Raw genomic sequence first — 14,863 nt, 5'->3', positions numbered from 1 at the left:
GCCGACGCATCGAACCGCGCATCGACCGGACGCGCGGCGCGGCGAGCGATCCTGCGGCGCCCCGCGTGGCGACAATCCCTGCCTGGCGCGATCGCCGGCATTGGCGATGGGGCGCGGGGGTTGCCGTTCTCTTCATCGTGCTCGTCGTCGCGTTCCGCCAGCCGCTGGCGGACGTGCTGTGGCCGCAGACCCGTATCCAGTCGCTGCTCGACCAGGCGGACCAGGCGCTGCGTGCCGGCCATCTGGATGCGACCGATGGCAGCGGCGCGCGCCAGCTCTACGAAGCCGCGCAGGCGCTGGACAACGACCGCACCGAGGCCGCCGACGGCCTTGGCCGCGTCGCGCAGGCCGCGTTGCGCGCGGCGGACGTCGCGCTCGGACAGGGCCGTTTCGACGAGGCCCGCGCGCACCTCGCGCTCGCCCGCGACCTTCAGGTGCCGCGACCGCAGGCGGATGCGCTGGCGCTGCGTTTGCGCACGCGCGAAGCCGAGCATGCCGGTGTCGATGGCCTGCTCGCCGCCGCGGTGCGCGCGCAGGCGGACGGGCGCCTGTGGGGCGGCGACGACACGGCCCTGCCGCTATACCAGCGCGTGCTGGCGCTGCAGCCGACGCGCATCGAGGCGCTGGAGGGCAGGGAAGACGCGCTGTCCGACCTGCTGCAGGAGGCCGGATCGCATCTCCGCCGCGGCGAGATCGGCGAAGCCGCCGCCAGGATCACCGCGGCGCGCACGTTCGACGCCGGCCATGTCGACCTGCCGCAGGCGGAAGCGGCGCTGGCCGCGGCCGTCGACGCGCGACGTCGCGCCGGTGCGCGCGATCTGGCGCGCGGCCGGCTGGCGTCCGCACGCGCGGCCTACGACGCGGTCCTGTCTGCCGCGCCCGACGACGGCGGTGCGCGGCAGGGCCTGGAGCAGATCGGCCTCGCACACGCGCGGCAGGCGGAGCGCGCGGCGGGCGATTTCGATTTCGTGGGGGCACAACACGAGCTGGACCTCGCCCGCGAACTGGCGCCGCAGTCGGGTCGTCTGGCGCAGGCGGAGCAGGCCGTCGCGCGGGCACGCGAGGTACAGCAACGTCAGGGCGCGACCGCGTCCCTCGGTGCGCGTGAACGCGAGCGCCGCGTCGTCGCGCTGCTCGCGCGGATGGCGCAGGCCGAGGCGCAGGGCCAGTGGCTGACGCCGCCCGGCGAAAGCGCCTACGACACCTTGCGCGCGGCGCAGGCGCTCTCGCCTGACAGCCCGGCGGTGAAGCAGGCCGCTACCCGCCTGCTGCCCGCGGTCCGCAGCTGCTACGAGGACGAACTGCGCGCCAATCGCATCCGTCGCGCGCAGGCCTGCCAGCAAGCCTGGCAGACCCTGCAGCCGCGCGATCCCGCGATGCAGGACGCACGCCGACGGCTGGCAGAAAAATGGATCGCGGTGGGCACGGAGCGGTTGGGCGCGGGAGACCTCGTATTCGCCGCGCAGGCCCTGCAGGAAGCGCAGCAGTTGGACGCGACCGTCGCCGGACTGGACGATTTCGCCTCGCGCGTCCGCGTGGCCCAGGCGGCCACCGCGCCCTAGCGCAGGAAGACGCGGCGCACCGTGTCGCGCGCGGCGTCCAGCGAGAAGTGTCGCGCGATGTTGTCGCGGCCGTGGTCGGAGAGCCGCTGCCACAGCGCCGCATCGCCATACAGGCGCAGCACCGCGTCGGCGAAGCCGGCCGCATCGTCGGCAACCAGTACGTCGTGTCCGCTGCTCAGGTGCATGCCCTCTATCGCGCAGGACGTGGCCACCACCGGCTGGCCGTGCGCCATGCTCAGGTTGATCTTGCCCTTGACGCCCGCGCCGAAACGCAGCGGCGCCAGTGCGATGCGCGCGCCATCCATGTACGGTCCCAGCTCTGCCACGTGACCGTGCACGACGATGCCAGGCTGCGCCTGCAAGGCCTGTACCTCCGGCGGCGGCGCCACGCCGATGCAGTGGAAGCGGATCTCCGGCCGTCGAGCGTGGATCAGCGGGAACACCTCGCTGCCGAACCAGCGCACCGCATCGACATTCGGCGGATGCCGGAAGCCGCCGACGAACACCAGGTCGTGCCGCTGTTCGAAAGGCAGCCCCGTGGCCGCCAGCTCGTGCAGGTTCGCCACCACCTCCACGCGCGCGTCCGGCAGCAACTCCGTCAGCATCTCGCGCTCCACCGGGCTCACCACCAGCGTCGCGTCGGCCTGGCGGATCAGCGCGAGTTCGCGGTCGCGCGTACGCTCCGCGGCGCGCTTGAGGCCGGCATCCCCCGCCAGTTCCGCGCCGCGCCGCTCGCGCAGGAAGTGCAGGTCGACCGTGTCGAACACCACCCGTGCCTGCGGCGCGAAGCGCCGGACCAGGGGCAGGAACTCGGCGGCGACGTAGTGGCGCGACAGCATCACCACGTCGAAGCGGGCACCGTGTTCGCGCAGCCACGTCGCCGGGCGCGTCGCGAACGGCGCATGCCAGGCTTCTATGCCGAGGTGCCGGAGGCGCTCCGTATCGCCCTCCACGTGGTGCAGGTCGGCGGGCAGGAACACCACGTGGGCGCCGTCGTCCACCAGCATCCGCATCAGGTTGACCAGGCGCAGGGAGGCGGAATCGTGGTGCGGGCGCGGTGTCTCCGCGTCGATGACGAGGATCTGCCGCCGCGGCTGCACGACCGAGCCGGCCGTCGGCACGCTGCCGGCGCGCGGCTGCTGCGCGAGCGCATCCTTCCATTTGTCCGCAAATACGCCACGGTTGCGCACCTGGTAGGCCTTGGTGCCGCTTCCGGTGTCTGTGCCGGAGGTGATGCCCTCCAGGTGCACGACGCGCGATGCGGGCTGGCAGAGCACGCGGAGGCCGCGTGCGCGTACCGCGAAGGCGAGATCGGTGTCTTCGTAGTAGGCCGGCGCGTAACGCGTGTCGAAGCCGCCCAGTTCACGGAACAGCGGTGCGGGAATCGCGATCGCCGCGCCGGAGCAGTAGTCCGCATCGCGCAGGCTGGCATAGCGGGGATCGTCGGGCGAATCGAAGCGGCCGTAGTTCCAGGCCGAGCCGTCGTCGAACACCACGCCGCCGGCTTCCTGCAGGCGCCCATCCGGATAGATCAGCTGCGCGCCGACCAGCCCGGCGTTCGGGTGCGACTCAAACGTGTCGAGCAGCGCATCGAGCCACCCCGGTTGCGGCACGGTGTCGTTGTTGAGGAATACCAGATGATCGCCCTTCGCCAGCGCCGCGCCGTCGTTGCAGGCCGCGATGAAGCCGCCATTGGTCGAGCGGCGGTGGTAGCGCAAGCCCGCGACCTGAGACATCCACCCATTGGTCTCGTCGCGGGAGCCGTCGTCGATGACGAGGATCTCGCAAGCCACAACCGGCGGGTGTTCCGCCAGCGCGCGCAGGCAGGCGAGCGTGTAGGCCGCCTGGTTGTAGACCGGGATCACTATGCTGACGCGCGGCGCATCGCTCGCCGGTACCGCGAACGGCGCGAACGGTGCCGCTGCGGGGACGTAGAGCGGCGCGGAGTCCGGAAGTACGCGACGCGCGAACTGCCGCCGTACCCGCGCCCACGTGGGCCCCAGGCCCCGCGTGCGCAGGCTGGCCAGTCCTCGCCGCACCAGGCCGCGCATGCGTTCCAGCATGAAGCGCACGTCGGCCCACGACATCGACATTCCGTTGCAACTCCAGCTGAGCAAAGGGGAAACGGCCCGGACGCACCACGGATGGCTGCGCTAGACTCGCCCGACTCCCCATTGTCGCATCCCCTGTGGCCCGCAACGACTACGACGACGAAGCACTGGACGAAGACGACATCGACGACGGCGACGGCCCCGGCTGGCGGCAGCGCCTGCTGACGTGGGGCCTGGCCGCGGTGGGCCTGGGCCTGGGGTTCCTGATCCCCTACACGATGTACCTGAACCATCAGGTCACCGAGCGTTTCGGCGAGTTGCGCTGGCAGATCCCCACCCGCGTCTATGCGCGGCCGCTGCAGGTCGCGCCGGGGCTGGCGATGGACGCGCAGACGCTGAAGACCGAACTCGATGCGGCGGCCTACCGCGACGATGGTGCCGGCGAGCGCCCCGGGACCTACGCGCGCGACGGCGGTCGGTTCACCATTTCCAGCCGCGGCTTCATCGACGTGGACGGGCGCGTGGCGCCGCGTCGACTGCAGGTCAGCCTGTCCGACGGTCGCATCGCCGCGGTGCGCGACCTTGGCCGCAAGCAGAACCTCAAGGCGGCGCGGCTGGATCCGGCGCGCATCGCCACGCTGTACGGGCAGAAGCAGGAAGAGCGCCGGCTGGTACGGCTGGAGGAAGTGCCGGAACTGCTGGTGACCGGCCTGCAGGCGGTCGAGGACCGCGACTTCAAGGACCACCACGGCATCGACCTGTCGGGCATGGTGCGCGCGGCATGGCTGCTGGTGCGTTCCGGTGGCGATACGAAGCAGGGCGCCAGCACGCTGACCCAGCAGCTGGCGCGCAGCGGTCTGCTGGGGATCGGCAAGGAGCAGACGCCGACGCGCAAGTTCAACGAGATCCTTTATGCGCTGATCCTGGAAGCGCGCTACGACAAGCGCACCATCCTGGAGGCGTATTTCAACCAGGTCGATCTGGGCCAGCGTGGCAGCCAGGCGATCCATGGCGTCGCCGCCGGCGCGGAATTCTGGTTCGGCCGCGACCTGGACAGCCTGACCACGGAACAGGTCGCGCTGCTGATCGGGCTGGTCAAGGGGCCGTCCTGGTACAACCCGCGACGCAATCCGGAGCGCGCCACCGAACGGCGCGACTACGTGCTCTCCAAGCTGCACGAAACCGGCCTCATCGACGATGCCGAATACACGCGTGCGCGCGCCGCACCGCTGGGCGTGACCAAGACGCCGGGCATGGCCGCGGCCAATCGCTTCCCCGCCTACGTGGATCTGGTCCGTCGCCAGCTGGCGCGAGACTATCCCGAGAGCGCCCTGCAGGGCGCGGGCCTGAGCGTGCTGACCGGCATGTCGCCGTCGGCGCAGGCGTATGCGGAAGCGTCGGTGACGCGCACGATCAAGGCGCTGGAGAACAAGCGCCGTCCGCCGCTGCAGGCCGGCATGGTGGTGACCGACGTGCACGACGGCGACGTGCTGGCCGTGGTCGGCAGCCGCAACGTGGCGGAAGTCGGCTTCAACCGCGCCGTCGAGGCCCAGCGGCCGGTCGGTTCGCTCCTGAAGCCCTTCGTCTACCTGCTCGCACTGGCCCAGCCGGACCAGTATTCGCTCGCCACCTGGGTCGACGACTCCCCGGTGACCGTGCAGCTGGGCAAGAACCGGCGCTGGACGCCGGACAACGCCGACCGCCGCAGCCACGGCACCGTGCGGCTGGTCGATGCGCTGGCGCGTTCGTACAACCAGGCCACCGTGCGCGTGGGCATGAAGGTCGAACCGGACCGCCTTGCGCAGCTCATCCGCGTGCTGGCCGGCATCCAGGCCGAACCCAACCCGGCCTTGATCCTGGGTTCCACGGACCAGAGTCCGTACGCGATGGCGCAGCTGTACCAGTTCCTCGCCTCCGGCGGCGAGATCCAGCCGCTGCACGCGGTGCGCGGCGTGCTCGATCCCGACGGCAAGCTGCTCAAGCGCTACGACAAGACGCCGGCGCCCGCGCAGGAAGGCGATTCCATCGCCGCCAACCTCATCACGGTGGCCTTGCAGCAGGTCGTGTCGAACGGCACCGGCCGCCAGCTGATCGGCGATGGCCTGGGCAGGTTGCAGTCGGCCGGCAAGACCGGCACCAGCAACGACAGCCGCGACAGCTGGTATGCGGGCTATACCGGCGACCACCTCGCGGTGGTGTGGATGGGCAACGACCAGAACGAACAGACCGGCCTGTACGGTGGCACCGGCGCGATGCGCGTGTGGTCGGGCCTGTTCGCGCGGTTGCCCAGTGCGCCGCTGAAGGTGTCGGGCAAGGGCCTGGACTGGCAGTGGGTAGTCGGGTCCAACAGTACCGACGCCAGCTGTCCGGAAGCCCGGCAGCTGCCGTTCGTCTCCGGCTTCGCACCGGCCTACGCGCCGTGCGTCATCGAGCAGGTGCCGGTCGAAGGCGAAGAACAGGAAGGCGGCGGCTGGCGCAGCTGGTTCGGCCTGGACCGCAAGAAGGAAGAACCCGCACCGCCTCCCCAGGACCCGCCCGCGCAACAACCATGAAGATGAAGTACGCCTTCCCCCTCCTGCTGATCCTGCTGGCCGGTTGCGTCTCCGCACCGGTGCCCGAGGCACCGGTCGTACGCGATCCGGTGACGCCGGACCAGCGTGTCGCCGCGATCCATGCCGCCGCGGGCGCCGACGATCGCGAGCTCGCCGTGCAGCCGTTGCGCGATCCACAGGTCGAGGACCTGCGTGAGACGGCGCAGCAGGCACGCGCGTCGCGCGATGTCGCCAGGGCGGCGGACGCATTGAACCAGGCCTTGCTGCTGGTGCCGGACGATCCTGCCGTGCTGCAGGAACGGGCCGAAGTGGCGATGCTGCAGGGCGACTACGCACGCGCCGACACGCTGGCGCAGCGCGCCTTCCAGCTGGGTTCGCAGGTGGGTCCGCTTTGCCGCCAGCACTGGGAAACCGTGCGCCAGGTGCGCCAGCACGAACTCGCGGTGCATCAACCGTTGCCCGCACGCCACACGCCGGAGGATGCCGCCGCCCATGCCGCGCGCGCTGCGGCCCTGCAGGCGGCGATCGCCGAGGCGGAGAGCAAGCGCGATGCGTGCACCGTGCCGGTGATCGAGCGGATGTGAGGCGCATGCCGCGTCCGTGACGCGGTACCCTTGCCGCTGCACGCCGCCCTCCGTTTTCCCGATGTCCCAGCTAGCCCAGGCCAGCCGCGACGCCCTCAGCGAGGGCGGTGCGCTGGCGGAACGACTCGATGCCTTCGCGCCTCGCGATGCACAGCAGCGCCTGACGGCGGCGATCGCCGACGCCTTCGATGCGCGCGACGTGCTGCTCGCCGAGGCCGGCACGGGCACCGGCAAGACCTTCGCCTACCTAGTGCCTGCGCTGCTGTCGGGGCTGAAGACCATCGTCTCCACCGGCACGCGCGCGCTGCAGGACCAGCTCTACCACCGCGACCTGCCGCGCGTGCGTGATGCGCTCGGCGTGGCCGGACTGAAGTCCGCGCTGCTGAAGGGGCGCAGCAATTACCTGTGCCGCTACCGCCTCAACCAGGCCAAGGGCGACCCGCAGGCGCTGCGCACCACGTTCACCAGTCGCGAGCAGGTCGACCAGTTCCAGCGCATCGTCGCCTGGGGCGGACGCACCAAATTCGGCGACATGGCGGAGCTGGCCGCGTTGCCGGACGACTCGCCGCTGCTGCCGCTGGTCACGTCCACCATCGACAACTGCCTGGGCAGCGAGTGCCCGTTCTGGGAAGACTGCTTCGTGGTGCAGGCACGCCAGCGCGCGCAGTCGGCGGACATCGTGGTGGTCAACCACCACCTGTTGCTCGCCGACCTGGCGCTGAAGCAGGAAGGCTTCGGCGAGATCCTGCCGGGCGCGCAGGCGTTCGTCATCGACGAAGCGCACCAGCTGCCCGAACTGGCCGCGAACTTCTTCGGTGAAGGCTTCGGCATGCGCCCGTTGCAGGAACTGGCGCGCGATTGCCTGACGGAGTCGAAGGACGCGGCCGGCGCGTTGTCGGCGCTGCAGCCGCCCGTGCGCGCGCTGGAGCAGGCACTGCGCGAGCTGCGTGCGGCGATGGAAGGGCTGCCCGCACGGGGCACGCGCGAGCGCTTACTGGCCAAGCCCGGCGTCGCGGCCGGCTTCGACGCGCTCGCCGTCGCGCTGGACGAGCTCACCGCCGCGCTCGCGCCGCTGGTCGAGGCCTCGCTGGGACTGGAAGCGTGCGCGGCACGCGCGAAGGAGTTCGCCACCCGGCTGACGCGCTGGTACGCGGCGCCGACCACGGATGCCTTCGACGATGACGCCGCGCCAGCCGACGACGCCAGCGACGTACTCTGGTACGAACTGACGCCGCGCGCGTTCCGCTGCCAGCGCACGCCGCTCGATGTTTCCGGCCCGTTGCGCCAGCACCGCGAGCAGTCGCGCGCGGCGTGGGTGTTCACCTCGGCCACGCTGGCGGTCGGTGGGCGCTTCGACCACCTCGCCGTGCGGCTGGGCCTGGACGATCCGCCGACGCTGTTGCAGCCGAGTCCGTTCGACTGGCCGCAGCAGGCGCTGTGCTACCTGCCGACGGGGTTGCCCGATCCGAATGCGCCGGGCTATGGCCAAGGGCTGATCGCGACCTTGCGGCCGGTGCTGGAAGCGTCGCAGGGGCGCGCGTTCCTGCTGTTCGCGTCGCATCGCGCGTTGCGCGAAGCGGCCGAAGCGTTGCGGGGCGGCCCGTGGCCGTTGTTCGTGCAGGGCGAGGCGCCACGCGGCACGCTGCTGGAGCGGTTCCGCGAATCCGGCAACGGCGTGCTGCTGGGCGCGGCGAGTTTCCGCGAAGGCGTCGACGTGGTCGGCGATGCGCTGAGCGTGGTGGTGGTGGACAAGCTGCCGTTCGCGGCGCCGGATGATCCGGTGTTCGAGGCGCGGCTGGAGGCGGTGCGCCGTTCCGGCGGCAATCCGTTCCGCGACGAGCAGCTGCCGCAGGCGGTGATCGCGCTGAAGCAGGCGGTCGGCCGGCTGATCCGCAGCGAGACCGACCGCGGCGTGCTGGTGCTGTGCGATCCACGCCTGACCGGCAAGCCGTACGGGCGCGTGTTCCTCGATTCGCTGCCGCCGTTCCGCCGCACGCAGCGTTTGCAGGACGTGCAACGCTTCTTCGGCGCCGAAGTCGAGGAAGACATCGTGGCGCCGACCCGCGCCAGGGATTCGGACGACTGGTTCGCCGATGCGCGCTTCTGACCGCCGCCTTCGTGCCCAACGTTTAAGCTAGGCGCCTCATGACTTTCCCGCTGCCCATGAAGCTGCTCGCCTTCGAAACCGCCACCGAAGCCTGTTCCGTCGCCGTCCATGTCGATGGCGAGGTGCGCGAGCGCTTCGAGATCGCGCCGCGGCGGCATGCCGAACTCGCGCTGCCGTGGGCGGAGCAGTTGCTGGCCGATGCGGGCCTCGCGCGCAGCCAGCTCGACGCCATCGCGCTGAGCCGTGGTCCGGGTGCTTTCACCGGCGTGCGCCTGGCCATCGCGCTCGCGCAGGGCATCGCGCTGGCGCTGGACCGCCCGCTGGTGCCGGTGTCCACGCTCGCCGTGCTGGCCGCGCAGGTACCGCCACCGCCGGTGACCGCAGGCGAGGGCGGCTGCGATGTCGGTATTCCGCATCCCATCCTGGCCGCCATCGATGCGCGCATGGGCGAGATCTACACCGGCACCTTCGTGCATCGCGGCGACCGCCTCGAGGCGACGTCGGGGGAAGCCGTGATCGCACCAGCCGACTACGCGCTGGCCGGCGACGATGGTGGCTGGATCGGCGTAGGCACCGGTTTTGCGGCTGGCGACGGTGCGCTCGCCACGCGCCTGCAGGCCCGTTTCGCCCGCGTCGATGCGCAGGCGTTGCCGCACGCGGCGGATCTCGCGCGGCTGGCGGCGGACGCTTTCCGCCGGGGCGAGGTGGTCGCGCCGGAACTTGTCGAACCGGCCTACCTGCGCAACAACGTCGCGCTGACCTTGGCAGAACAGAAAGCCCTGCGCGCCTCGCGCGCCTGACCGCGTCGCGCGCTACTCGTCGCGCACTTCACCGCCCGGCAGGAAGCGCCAGGTACGGGTGACGTGCAGGATGTCGACGTTCTCGGCCGTTTCCGGCAGCGGTGGGAACGGCGAGGACAACTGCACGATGCGCTGCGCGGTGGAGTCCAGCAGCGGGATGCCGCTGGACTGGATGATGCGCGTCTGCTCGACGCTGCCGTCGCGGCGCACGGCCACGCTGATCACCAGCGTGCCGGCCAGGCGCCGGCGGCGCGCTTCGTCGGGATAGTTGAGGTTGCCGACGCGCTCGGCGCGGTCCACCCAGGCGCGCAGGTAATTCGCGTAGACGTATTCCTTGGTGCTGGCCGAAACGAACTTGCGCTTCGGCCGCTTGGCGTAGAGCTCGGAGCGCAGGTGGTACTCCGCTGCCAGTCGCGCCATCTCGGCATCGCGCTGCACCTTCTGTTCGCCCTGCGGCAGCTCGGGCCGGTCCGGCTGCGGGTGCGCTTCCGCGGCCGGCGCGCGGGTGTCGCTGTCGCGCGTGGTCACCACGCGGCTTTCCGGCGGCGGCACCGGCGCGGTGGTCTGCGCACGCAGCGGTTGCGGCGCCAGGCCGGTGTCGGGTTGCGGAATCCACCCGGCCTGGCTGTCGCGCGGACGCTTGGCCTGCTCGCTCTCGCCGCCGCCCTGCTGGCTGGCCGCAGCGAGGAAGTCGGCTTCCTTCGGCGTCAGCGGCGTGCTGGTCTGGCTGAGGATCACGTCCAGCGTCGGCATCACCGGCGCGGCGTCATCCAGGGCGAAGCCCACGCCGAGGACCAGCAGGCCGTGCACGATCAGCGACAGCGCCAGGGTGGCGCCGAGGCGTTCGTTCGCGCCGATCTTCGGCGGGCTTGCCGGTACGGCGGACATCTCAGGCCGCCAGCTTCTTCTCGATGGCGTCGAACAGCTGGCCGGCGATGTTCAGGCCGTACTGGCCGTCCAGCTCGCGCACGCAGGTGGGGCTGGTGACGTTGACCTCGGTCAGGTAGTCGCCGATCACGTCCAAGCCGACGAACAGCATGCCGCGCCGCTTCATCTCCGGCCCGACCTGCGCCGCGATCCAGCGGTCGCGTTCGCTCAGCGGCCGGCCTTCGCCGCGGCCGCCGGCGGCCAGGTTGCCGCGGAATTCGTCGCCCTGCGGGATGCGCGCCAGCGCGTAGTCCACCGGCTCGCCGTCGACCAGCAGCACGCGCTTGTCGCCGTCCTTGATGCCGGGGATGAAGCGCTGGGCCAAGGTCAGGCTGCCATCGCCGATCAAAGTTTCCAGGATGACGTTGGTGTTGGGGTCGCCGGCCTTCACGCGGAAGATCGAGCGGCCGCCCATGCCGTCCAGCGGCTTCAGCACCGCCTCGCCGTGCTCGGCCACGAAGGCCTTCAGCGCGGCCGGGTCGCGGCTCACCAGGGTCGGCGGGCAGCACTGCGGGAATAGCAGCGCCGCCAGCTTCTCGTTGAAATCGCGCAGGCCCTGCGGGTCGTTGACGATCAGCGCGCCGGCCTGCTGCGCGATGCCCAGCACGTGGGTGTCATAGAGGTACTGCTCGTCGACCGGCGGGTCCTTGCGCATCAGCACGACCTGGCCGGGGCCGAAGGTCAGCGTGCGCGTGTCGCCGAGGGTCGACCAGCCGGCCTTGTCGTCCTTCACCGTCAACGCCGCGACCTGGGCCTGGGCCACGCCCTCGCGCAGCGACAGCCGGCCGGGGATGACGTAGTGGAGGCGGTGACCGCGCCGCTGGGCTTCCAGCAGCATGGCGAAGGTGGTGTCCTTGGCGATCTTGATGGACCCGATCGGGTCCATGACGACGATGACGTCCAGCGGCATGGGGAGCGGTTCTGCGGGAGACGCCGCATGGTATCAGGGCGGGCGTCGGCGCCGCCCCGGACGCCGGCGGAACACCGCGTTCGCGCGGCGGCGGAAAATTGAGACGTGGATCGCATGATGCCGTTCAGCGACGCGGACCGGAAAGGCGCGGCTTGACAGTGCGCGCCGGGATGGGGGATATAGGCAGCAACGCAGCGTGGCCGGTTCGTCAATGAAGCCACGCGCGCATGGGGAAATCAGGTAATGACGCAGAACGAAGGCCAGGCCGGTGGACTCCACGGCCTACGGGTCATGGTGATCGATGACTCGAAAACCATCCGCCGCACCGCAGAAACCCTGCTCAAGCGTGAGGGTTGCGAAGTCGTGACCGCGACGGACGGGTTCGAGGCCCTGGCCAAGATCGCCGACCAGCAGCCGCAGATCATCTTCGTGGACATCATGATGCCGCGCCTGGACGGGTACCAGACGTGTGCGCTGATCAAGAACAACCAGGTGTTCAAGTCCACGCCGGTCATCATGCTGTCGTCCAAGGACAGCCTGTTCGACAAGGCGCGCGGGCGCATCGTCGGCTCGGAGCAGTATCTGACCAAGCCGTTCACGCGCGAGGAGCTCCTCGACGCCATCCGCGCCCACGTCAGCACCTGAGGGGCTGGCGCCATGACGATCATTCGCACTGAAGGCACAGGGGGCGGGCGATGATCCGCACACCGTTCGATACGCTGGCCGAATACGAGCGCCGCAGCCTGGCGCACGCCGTGGTGCAGCCGGCGCGCGAGATCGCACAGGACCAGTACCGCGGCGTCGGCTACCGCGTCGGCAAGCGCAGGCTGATTTCCAACTTCGGGGAAGTGGTGGAAATCGTGCAGATGCCGCCGGTCACGCCGGTGCCGGGCGCGCAGCCTTGGCTGCTGGGGATCGGCAACCTGCGCGGCAACCTGTTTCCGGTCGTGGACCTGAAGCAGTTCCTCGAAGGCGAGCGCACCGTGCTGCACGAGGGCCAGCGCGTGCTGGTCATGCGCCAGGCCGGCGGCGACGTCGCGCTGACCATCGACGAGTTGTACGGCCAGCGCAGCTTCCACGAATCGCAGCAGGTCGAGCCGGGGGAACTGGCGGACGGCCGCTACGGGCATTTCATCGATCGCGCTTTCGCCAGCGACGATCAGCGGTGGGGCGTCTTCGCGCTGGGGTTGCTGGCGCGCACGCCCGAATTCCGCCAGACCGCGCTCTGAGCGCGGACGACAAGAACAATCAGGGGTTGAACGATGAGCACTGCGACGGATTCTCCTAGCGCCGGCAAGGTCGGCAGTTTCGGCAACAATTTCTGGCTGCTGCTGCTGGCGTTGTCGGTGCTGGTCTTCGGTGCCAACACCGGTGTGGCCACCTACCAGGGCAGCCGCCTGTCCGGCGCCAGCACCGGCGCTTCGGACATGCGCGTGCTGTCGCAGCAGCTGGCCAACCAGGGCAGGGAGGCGGTCGCCGGCAACGCCGAGGCGTTCAAGGCGTTCAAGGAAACCAAGCAGTCGGTCGAATCCACCGTGTCCGACCTGCAGGCGCGCTTCGGCAACGAAGGCGCCATCTCCGGCCCGCTGGCCAAGCTGAGCGCCACCTGGGCGCCGCTGGGCAAGAACGCCGACCAGATCGTCACGTCCGAGGCCGCGGTGCTGGCGCTCGCCGGCAACGCCGACCGTTTCGCCACGCAGGTGCCGCAGCTGCAGGCGCAGCTCAACGAAGTCGTGCGTGCCATGTCCGCCGGTGGCGCACCGTCGTCGCAGATCTACAGCGCGCTGCAGCAGGTCGTGCTGGCCGGCACCATGGCCCGCCGCGTGACCGAAATCCGCGCCGGTGGCGCGGGCGCCGCGACCGCCGGCGACGCGCTGGGCCGCGACGCCGTGCTGTTCGGCCAGGTGCTGGACGGCCTGCGCGACGGCAACCCGGACCTGGGCATCGCGCCGGTCCGCAACGCCGCGGCGCTGTCGGCGCTGCAGAACTCGCAGACCCTGTGGACCGCGATGAAGAAGGACCTGGACGCGATCCTGGCCAGCTCGCGCAACCTGTTCGCCGCGCAGTCGGCGGCGGCCGCGCTGACCAATGGCTCCGGCCAGATGCTCCAGGACAGCACCAACCTGTTCCAGGCGTTCTCGGCCTTCGGCTCGGTGCGCGACACGCGCCTGTTCCCGAACTTCTGGCTCGGCATCGCCTCGGGTATCGCGGCGCTGGTGTCCATCATCGGCCTGTTGTGGTCGCTGTACCGCACCCGCCAGCGCGAGCAGGAAATGCGCTACCAGACGCAGGTGGAATACAACAGCCGCAACCAGCAGGCGATCATGCGGCTGCTGGACGAAATCAGTTCGCTGGGTGAAGGCGACCTGACGGTGAAGGCCTCGGTGACCGAGGACATGACAGGCGCCATCGCGGACGCCATCAACTACGCCGTGGACGAACTGCGCAACCTGGTGACGACGATCAACGACACCTCGGTGCAGGTGGCGGCCTCGACTCAGGAAACCCAGGCCACCGCGCTGCAACTGGCGGAAGCCGCCGGCCACCAGGCCGACCAGATCACCACCGCCTCCGACCGCATCAGCGAGATCGCGACCAGCATCGACCAGGTGTCGAAGAACTCCACCGAGTCCGCCGAAGTGGCGCAACGCTCGGTGCAGATCGCGACCGAGGGTGCCGGCGTGGTGCGCGAGACGATCCGCGGCATGGACCAGATCCGCGACCAGATCCAGGAAACCTCCAAGCGCATCAAGCGACTGGGCGAGTCCTCGCAGGAAATCGGCTCGGTCGTGGAACTGATCAACGACATTTCCGAGCAGACCAATATCCTGGCGCTCAACGCGGCCGTGCAGGCGGCCTCGGCCGGTGAGGCGGGCCGCGGTTTCGCGGTCGTGGCCGACGAAGTGCAGCGCCTCGCCGAACGCACCTCGGGCGCGACGCGCCGCATCGAATCGCTGGTGCAGACCATCCAGGCCGATACCAACGAAGCGGTCAGCTCGATGGAGCAGACCACCGCCGAAGTGGTGTCCGGCGCGCGACTGGCCGAGGACGCGGGTACCGCGCTGGGCGAGATCGAGCGCGTGTCGAACGACCTGAACAACCTCATCAAGGGCATCTCCAGCGCCGCGCAGCAGCAGTCGTCGGCCGCCCTGGACATCACCCAGACGATGGGCGTGATCCGCCAGATCACCTCGCAGACCTCGCTGGGTGCCGGGCAGACCGCCGAGTCCATCGGACACCTGGCGCAGTTGGCCGCGGACCTGCGCCGTTCGGTCGCCGACTTCAAGCTGCCGGGCTGAGGACGGGACGCACTGCATGAACTTCCTACGCCTTCCCGCCTGCCAGCAGCGCGAGGCTGACGGTTCTGCCG

11 protein-coding genes are annotated in these 14,863 nt (G+C 70.3%); 8 read left to right on the top strand and 3 right to left on the bottom strand.

Annotation, left to right across the window (positions count from 1 at the left end; translation table 11 throughout):
- Positions 1-65: 65 nt before the first annotated feature.
- Positions 66-1,562 (top strand): hypothetical protein, encoded by a 1,497-nt coding sequence (locus ACGHX3_RS15025; protein WP_394695469.1) that lies wholly within the window; start codon positions 66-68, stop codon positions 1,560-1,562.
- Here the strand turns inward: ACGHX3_RS15025 and ACGHX3_RS15020 are convergent.
- On the bottom strand, positions 1,559-3,655 hold the full coding sequence (locus ACGHX3_RS15020; protein ID WP_394695468.1) for a glycosyltransferase: 2,097 nt from the start codon (positions 3,653-3,655) through the stop codon (positions 1,559-1,561). The two genes, ACGHX3_RS15025 and ACGHX3_RS15020, sit on opposite strands and share 4 nt — an antisense overlap.
- A 95-nt stretch (positions 3,656-3,750) precedes the next feature.
- Here ACGHX3_RS15020 and mrcB point away from each other — a divergent pair, with 95 nt between their 5' ends.
- The 4 genes from mrcB (at position 3,751) to tsaB (ending at position 9,656) form a co-directional block, all read left to right on the top strand.
- Positions 3,751-6,165 carry a penicillin-binding protein 1B gene (gene mrcB / locus ACGHX3_RS15015; RefSeq protein WP_394695467.1) on the top strand — a complete coding sequence of 805 codons (2,415 nt, stop codon included), beginning with the start codon at positions 3,751-3,753 and terminating at the stop codon, positions 6,163-6,165.
- On the top strand, positions 6,162-6,749 hold the full coding sequence (locus ACGHX3_RS15010) for a hypothetical protein (RefSeq protein ID WP_162337780.1): 588 nt from the start codon (positions 6,162-6,164) through the stop codon (positions 6,747-6,749). The genes mrcB and ACGHX3_RS15010 overlap by 4 nt, the downstream gene beginning before the upstream one ends.
- A gap of 61 nt (positions 6,750-6,810) precedes the next feature.
- The gene (locus ACGHX3_RS15005) at positions 6,811-8,856 is read left to right on the top strand and encodes an ATP-dependent DNA helicase (protein ID WP_394695466.1); all 2,046 of its coding nucleotides are present in this window, start codon (positions 6,811-6,813) and stop codon (positions 8,854-8,856) included.
- 56 nt (positions 8,857-8,912) lie between these two features.
- Positions 8,913-9,656 (top strand): tRNA (adenosine(37)-N6)-threonylcarbamoyltransferase complex dimerization subunit type 1 TsaB, encoded by a 744-nt coding sequence (gene tsaB, locus ACGHX3_RS15000; protein WP_162337782.1) that lies wholly within the window; start codon positions 8,913-8,915, stop codon positions 9,654-9,656.
- 12 nt (positions 9,657-9,668) lie between these two features.
- Here tsaB and ACGHX3_RS14995 read toward each other — a convergent pair whose 3' ends face one another.
- Both ACGHX3_RS14995 and gshB read right to left on the bottom strand, forming a co-directional pair.
- On the bottom strand, positions 9,669-10,544 hold the full coding sequence (locus ACGHX3_RS14995) for an energy transducer TonB (RefSeq protein WP_394695465.1): 876 nt from the start codon (positions 10,542-10,544) through the stop codon (positions 9,669-9,671).
- Between the two features lies 1 nt (position 10,545).
- On the bottom strand, positions 10,546-11,493 hold the full coding sequence (gshB, locus tag ACGHX3_RS14990; RefSeq protein ID WP_162337784.1) for a glutathione synthase: 948 nt from the start codon (positions 11,491-11,493) through the stop codon (positions 10,546-10,548).
- A 243-nt stretch (positions 11,494-11,736) separates the two neighbouring features.
- Here gshB and ACGHX3_RS14985 point away from each other — a divergent pair, with 243 nt between their 5' ends.
- Genes ACGHX3_RS14985 through ACGHX3_RS14975 form a run of 3 tightly spaced genes read left to right on the top strand, consistent with a single transcriptional unit; the run spans position 11,737 to position 14,792 of the window.
- Positions 11,737-12,138: a response regulator gene (locus ACGHX3_RS14985; RefSeq protein ID WP_055940451.1), complete on the top strand. Its 402-nt coding sequence runs from the start codon at positions 11,737-11,739 to the stop codon at positions 12,136-12,138.
- A 53-nt stretch (positions 12,139-12,191) separates the two neighbouring features.
- The gene (locus tag ACGHX3_RS14980) at positions 12,192-12,722 is read left to right on the top strand and encodes a chemotaxis protein CheW (RefSeq protein WP_162337811.1); all 531 of its coding nucleotides are present in this window, start codon (positions 12,192-12,194) and stop codon (positions 12,720-12,722) included.
- A gap of 33 nt (positions 12,723-12,755) precedes the next feature.
- The gene (locus ACGHX3_RS14975) at positions 12,756-14,792 is read left to right on the top strand and encodes a methyl-accepting chemotaxis protein (protein WP_162337785.1); all 2,037 of its coding nucleotides are present in this window, start codon (positions 12,756-12,758) and stop codon (positions 14,790-14,792) included.
- The last annotated feature ends 71 nt before the right edge of the window (positions 14,793-14,863 follow it).

The sequence above is a fragment of the Pseudoxanthomonas japonensis genome (assembly GCF_043632995.1).
GTDB lineage: Bacteria > Pseudomonadota > Gammaproteobacteria > Xanthomonadales > Xanthomonadaceae > Pseudoxanthomonas_A > Pseudoxanthomonas_A japonensis.
The sequence above is the reverse complement of the archived record's forward strand: the minus strand, read 5'-3'. Positions and strand labels throughout refer to the sequence as shown.